General features: G+C 59.4%; 6 protein-coding genes and 1 pseudogene. 4 read left to right on the forward strand and 3 right to left on the reverse strand.

Annotated elements, in window-relative coordinates; genetic code table 11:
* Window positions 1-70: 70 nt before the first annotated feature.
* Window positions 71-553, reverse strand: a complete 483-nt coding sequence (locus ACRESJ_RS13220; protein ID WP_431758282.1) for an N-acetyltransferase family protein — start codon at window positions 551-553, stop codon at window positions 71-73.
* Window positions 554-882: 329 nt separating this feature from the next.
* Here ACRESJ_RS13220 and ACRESJ_RS13225 point away from each other — a divergent pair, with 329 nt between their 5' ends.
* The 4 genes and pseudogenes from ACRESJ_RS13225 to ACRESJ_RS13240 form a co-directional block, all read left to right on the forward strand.
* Window positions 883-2,088 (forward strand): MFS transporter, encoded by a 1,206-nt coding sequence (locus ACRESJ_RS13225; RefSeq protein ID WP_431758283.1) that lies wholly within the window; start codon window positions 883-885, stop codon window positions 2,086-2,088.
* 84 nt (window positions 2,089-2,172) lie between these two features.
* Window positions 2,173-2,331, forward strand: a complete 159-nt coding sequence (locus ACRESJ_RS13230) for a hypothetical protein (RefSeq protein ID WP_431758287.1) — start codon at window positions 2,173-2,175, stop codon at window positions 2,329-2,331.
* Window positions 2,332-2,365: 34 nt separating this feature from the next.
* Entirely contained in the window at window positions 2,366-2,620 is a 255-nt protein-coding gene (locus tag ACRESJ_RS13235; protein ID WP_431758284.1) for a hypothetical protein, read from the forward strand.
* An 8-nt stretch (window positions 2,621-2,628) separates the two neighbouring features.
* A pseudogene (locus ACRESJ_RS13240) lies at window positions 2,629-2,709 on the forward strand (Rho termination factor N-terminal domain-containing protein); the annotation flags it as partial.
* A gap of 159 nt (window positions 2,710-2,868) precedes the next feature.
* Here ACRESJ_RS13240 and ACRESJ_RS13245 read toward each other — a convergent pair.
* Complete coding sequence (locus ACRESJ_RS13245) at window positions 2,869-3,798, reverse strand: PfkB family carbohydrate kinase (RefSeq protein WP_431758285.1); 930 nt, start codon at window positions 3,796-3,798, stop codon at window positions 2,869-2,871.
* A complete protein-coding gene (locus ACRESJ_RS13250; protein ID WP_431758286.1) occupies window positions 3,791-5,257 on the reverse strand; it encodes a purine-cytosine permease family protein in 1,467 nt (488 codons plus the stop codon). Before ACRESJ_RS13250 ends, ACRESJ_RS13245 begins: the two co-directional genes overlap by 8 nt.
* Window positions 5,258-5,359 lie beyond the last annotated feature (102 nt).

Consider the following 5,359-nt stretch of genomic DNA (forward strand, 5'->3'; position numbering starts at 1 on the left):
CGGCAGCTCCTACACGGGGATTTGCGTTTCCCTGTAGGAGCTGCCGCAGGCTGCGATCTTTTAAAGGCGATTAATGACCTTCAGCGAACTCGCGCAACACCTTGCCATCCATCCGATACCGAACCCACTCCTCCTGCGGCTGCGCGCCCAGGGATTTATAGAAATCGATGGCCGGCGTGTTCCACTCCAGCACGCTCCACTCGAAACGGCCGCAGTCATTGGCGCAGGCGATTTTCGCCAGGTGCCGCAACAGCGTTTTACCCGCTCCGCCGCCGCGCTGTTCCGGGGTGATGTAAAGGTCTTCGAGGTAAAGGCAATTGCTCCCCAACCACGTGGAATAGCTGAAGAAGAACACCGCGAAACCGATGGGCAAGCCGTCACGCAAGCAGATCAAGCCGTGGGCCGTGGCACCTTCACTGAACAGGCTGCGCTCGATGTCGGTGACGCTGGCGATAACTTCATGGCGGGCACGTTCGTAGTCGGCCAGTTCAGTGATGAACGCGAGGATTTGAGGCGCGTCACTGGGGGTCGCCGGGCGGATTTCGATCGTCATGGACGTGCCTTGTCGGAAAATGGGAAACGCCATACTAAGTCGACGATGGGTCTGTGGCGAGAGCGATGCCAATCGCCCTTCACTCTTCACTCTTCACTCTTCACTCTTCACTGTAGGAGCGAGCTTGCTCGCGATGGTGGTCAACGATAACGCTCACTGCCTGAGGCCCCGCGGCGCCTGTGTCACCATCGCGAGCAAGCTCGCTCCTACAGTGAAGTGTGGTTACTCCGCTCGGCGCTAACCCTGGCATCACGAACCTCGAACCTAACATCGGCGACCGACGTGGTAGATAGATACCTTGCGCATCTATCCGGTCAAGGAACCGCGTCATGTCTACCGTAACCCCGCCTGTTTCAAGCAAGTTGTTCGGCCTGTTTTGCCTCGCCAGTTATTTGTTGTCGCTGTCTTACGGTTCGACCTTTTTGCTGTCGCTGTTGATTGGCTCCCGTGGCGGCAACGAGCACGATGCCGGCAGCGTAATTTCTGCGGCAATGCTCAGCACCTTTGTCGCGGTGATCGTTTCCGGTCACTTGTCCGACTTGCTCGGCGCGGCGCGTTCGGTTGCGCTCTTCGGCATTCTGCTGGTGGCCGCCAGCCTGGGCTTCGCCATGACGCCAGGCTTCGGCAATCTGCTGTTGTTCTTCGGGCTATTGTTGGGATTGGGTTGGGGCGTTTTCTACACGTTGGGGCCGATCATCGTCGCGAGCCTGGTGACGCCTGCCCAGCGCGCCAAATATTTTGCTCTGCTGTCGGGCAGCATGATGACCGGAATCGGCAGCGGACCATTGCTGGGGCGCGCCGCCAGCGCTTTGGGCTACCCCGCGACATCGGCGTTTTACCTTGCCGCGCTGGCGAGCCTGATCGGTGTGGCGCTGTTCTGGCGACTGGATCGACAATTGAAAAAGACCTCGGTGCAATCGACCGCTGTGTCGCGGATTTCCTGGCGAGCCACGTCGCAAGTCCTTTCCTCCAGAGCCGTGTTCCCGATCATCATGGTCGGTTTGGGCGGTTGCGTTTTCGGTGGTCTATCGAGCTTCCAGACCAGTTACGCAGCAGCTCGCTCACTCGATTACTCACTGTTCTTCCTCGGCTTCATGAGTGCCGCGATCAGTAGCCGCATGCTGATCGCCGGCATCGTGGTCAAGCGCGATCCGTTGCGTGCCTCGTGCCTGCTCTCGGCCTTGATGCTGGGTTCGATCGTGATGTTCGGCTTCGTGGTCGATAACGCATTGAGCTATTTGCTGGCCGCCGTGATGCTCGGCGTCGGTTATGGGCTGACTTACTCGGTTATCAACGGTCTGGCCGCCAACGAAGCGCCCAATGGCACCACTGCACAATCCTTGTTGCTGTTCAGCCTCTCGTACTTCATTGGCGTGTTCGGTTTTCCGTTGCTTGCCGGGAAGATCATTGTCGAGCACGGCATGACGACGTTGCTGCTGACAGTACTGGCAGTCGCCACGCTCAACTGGTTGATAACCGTGGGGCGCATGATCGGGCGTCGAGTCGCAACCGCCAGGGCCTTGCAGCAGGCCTGAACCGTTCGTCGTTCATCAGGCACCAATTCAAAACGGGGGCGGACCAACGTCAGGTAAGGACTCTAAATCAATGGAGAAACCACCATGATCACGTCCCGGTTGCCGCGAACTCAAGGAAATGACGCGGGCCGCCAGGGTGGTTTAAACCTGCCGGACACCAAGACACCCGATAACGCCGGTCCCGGCATCGGCTCGAAAACCACCACCGGTGGCTCGGGCTCCGAAGGTGGTGCAAGCCAGTAAACCCTGCGCAATTCATCCCAATGAAGAGGTAACCATGAACGAAGATAAAAACCTGGAAAAAGAAGTCCTCACCCGCCTGCTGCATGCTCACCCCAATGGGCTGGGCAAAGAGGTCCTGGACAATTACCGGGGTGAGAAAGTCGTGGCCAGCACCCTCGCTACCTTGCAGGAACGAGGTTTGATCCAACACGGCAATGTGTTGTGCAAAGAAGACGGCGAACACACGCTGAACCTGCCGATAAAACTCAGCGCCGCTGGCGTTGAGGCCGCACGTAAGCTGGATGTTTGATTCGCCCTGAAGCCAGGAAAAAGAAGATTCCGAGGCGGTCGTCGATGCGCAAGCGGGAGTTGATTGAGGCGTTACGCAAGGCAAGTTAAAAGCTGGCTGATATGTTGTGTTTGGTGGCCCTATCGCTAGCAGGCTAGCTCCCACAGGGGATTTGTGTGGGGCAGAGGTTTCCTGTAACAGCTTCCACAGTGGATTTATGTAGTACCGAGATTTCCTGTGGGAGCTAGCCTGCTAGCGATAGCAATAGATCAGTCGCTGAAGGTCTTGCTGATCAGCGCATCCACCTCAGCCGCCCCCGGCGCAGTCGCCGGCCCCCAGCGGGTCACCGCCATCGCCGCAGCGGCATTGGCCCGACGCACCGCATCGAAAGCCGACAATCCCTGCGCCAACCCCGCCACAAACACCCCGGCATGGGCATCGCCAGCGCCATTGCTGTCCACCGCTTCCACCTTGAAGCCCGGCACATGCCGGCACTCGGAACCCTGGTTGATCCAGCAGCCGTTAGGCCCATCGCGGACCACCATCAACACCTCGCGTGGCAAATGCTCAGCCAGTCGATCCAAGGCCTGGGCAATATCGGAAGCACCGGTAAACCTCAACGCCTCTTCATTGTTGCTGGTCCACACATCAATGCGCGCCAGCAAGGATTGCATTGGCGGTGCTTGCGGCGAGTCCACCAACGGTCCCGGATCGAACACCACTTTCACTTCATCCGGCAACGCCAGCAGCCAATCCACCAAGGCCTGCGCCTTGCCACCCAGCAGCAAGCTGTAGCCGCTGACATACACATAGTCATCCGCCTCGACCGACACATTGGCCAAATCCTCGGCACTCAAATCGCCTTCGGCCCCGATGTAGGAAACGAAGCTGCGCTCGGCAGAAGCGTCCGTGATTGCAACGCACAATCCGGTATCACGCTCAGCGCGGTCAGCGATGCCAATGCGGATACCTTCCGCGTTCATCGCCTCGCGGGCCAGATCGCCGAAACGTCCAGTGCCATGACGGCCGAGGTAAACCACCGGCAAACCATTTCGCTGCGCGGCGGCCATCACATTGAAGCCACCGCCTGCCTCAAAACTGGCGGACTGCGCCAACACGTCACCGCCCGCTTGCGGCAACTGATCCACGGCCATGACCAGGTCGATGATGACCTGGCCTGTGTGCAACAACTTAGGCATGAGCATTCTCGGTCAGCGCAGCACGACGATACTTCGCCCCGCCGAGTACAAAATAGATCCCGCCAGCGACCACAAAGGTCACGATCCAGCCGAGGCCGTTATGCCCCAGCCACGAATCTGACAGCCAGCCCTTGAACCAGACATCCTGTGCCGTGGTGCCAATGGTGGTGAAGCTCAAACCCAGCACGATCGCCACCGCCCACGCACCGAACGCACGCCATTCGACACCGCCGCGATACCAGTAGGCGCTGCGTGGGCTGACGTCCAGCAGGTCCTTGGGGCTGTAGTAATGACGGTGAATCAGGTCGACCACGAAGATCCCGACCCACGCGGTGATCGGCACCGCCAGCAGGGAAATGAAGGTAATGAACGGGCCGTAGAAACTGTCGGCAATCAGCATGAAATAGATCGAGCCGGCAAAGATCGCGACGATGTCGACCACCACGGCGTAGACACGCTTGACCTTCAAACCAAGAGTCAGTGTGGTCAGGCCAGCGGAGTACACCGAAAGGTTGTTCGACAGCAGTAGGCCACCGAATGCGGTGATCAGGTACGGCACGGCCATCCAGGTCGGCAACATGTCGCGGATCGCAATGATCGGGTCCGTGGCTTGCGCCAGGTCGTGGTTGCCAACCGATAACAAGCCGCCAAGGGTGATCAGCAGCACCAGAGGAATCCCCGCACCGAACGCTGCCGATGCGACAAGGCGCACGGCTTTGACGCTGCGGTGCTGATAGCGCGACATGTCCGCGCCGGCGTTGGCCCAACCAATCCCGGTGCCGGCCGCCATGGTGCCGATACCGATGATCATCGCGCTCATCGGCGCAGGCGTGGCGTTGAACACTGCGCTCCAGTCGATGGTCGCGCAGAGGAAGCCGCCGACCAGAATATTCAGCGCGCCGAACACGTAAGTCGCCCACTTCTGGATGACCAGTAATGTGGCGTGACCGAGGCCTGATACCGACAAGGTCAACAGCACGAAAATCGCGATAAACACCAGTGTGAGCAGCGGCGCACTTTTCGCCTCCACCGGCGAGCCGAACAGGATCGAGCACAGCGACAGCAGTACGAATGCGGCGGTGGTGGTGTTGACGGTTTCCCAACCCAGTCGCGACATCAGCGACACCAGCGTCGGGCCGATATTGCCGCGCACCCCGAAGATCGCCCGGGACAAAGTCAGGCTTGGCACGCGGCCACGGCGACCGGCGATGGAAATGATCCCGACCACCGCGAAGGAACCGGCAGCGCCGAGGATCGCGACAATGATTGCCTGCCAGATCGCCAACCCGCGAAAGGCCACGAGGGTCGCGCCCAGCGGCAGACCGAGGATGGAAATGTTGGCGGCGAACCAGACCCAGAACAACTGCAGCGGATGACCGTTGCACTCAGACTCGGGCACCGGTTCGATGCCTCGGGTTTCCAGTTGCCCGGCATTCTGCCCGGCGTTCGATGAACTCATCAAAATGCTCCTGTTGCCTTTTTTGGAATTGTGAGCAAATCAGATTTTTACCGTCGGCTACGTCTCCTGTAGGAGCTGCCGCAGGCTGCGATCTTTTGATCT

It is taken from the genome of Pseudomonas sp. (assembly GCF_050739655.1).
Lineage (GTDB): Bacteria > Pseudomonadota > Gammaproteobacteria > Pseudomonadales > Pseudomonadaceae > Aquipseudomonas.

Coding starts and splice junctions, on each gene's coding strand:
- ACRESJ_RS13250 (WP_431758286.1), bottom strand. CDS start 5,257: ATGAGTTCATCGAACGCCGGGCAGAATGCCGGGCAACTGGAAACCCGA.
- ACRESJ_RS13230 (WP_431758287.1), top strand. CDS start 2,173: ATGATCACGTCCCGGTTGCCGCGAACTCAAGGAAATGACGCGGGCCGC.
- ACRESJ_RS13225 (WP_431758283.1), top strand. CDS start 883: ATGTCTACCGTAACCCCGCCTGTTTCAAGCAAGTTGTTCGGCCTGTTT.
- ACRESJ_RS13235 (WP_431758284.1), top strand. CDS start 2,366: ATGAACGAAGATAAAAACCTGGAAAAAGAAGTCCTCACCCGCCTGCTG.
- ACRESJ_RS13245 (WP_431758285.1), bottom strand. CDS start 3,798: ATGCCTAAGTTGTTGCACACAGGCCAGGTCATCATCGACCTGGTCATG.
- ACRESJ_RS13220 (WP_431758282.1), bottom strand. CDS start 553: ATGACGATCGAAATCCGCCCGGCGACCCCCAGTGACGCGCCTCAAATC.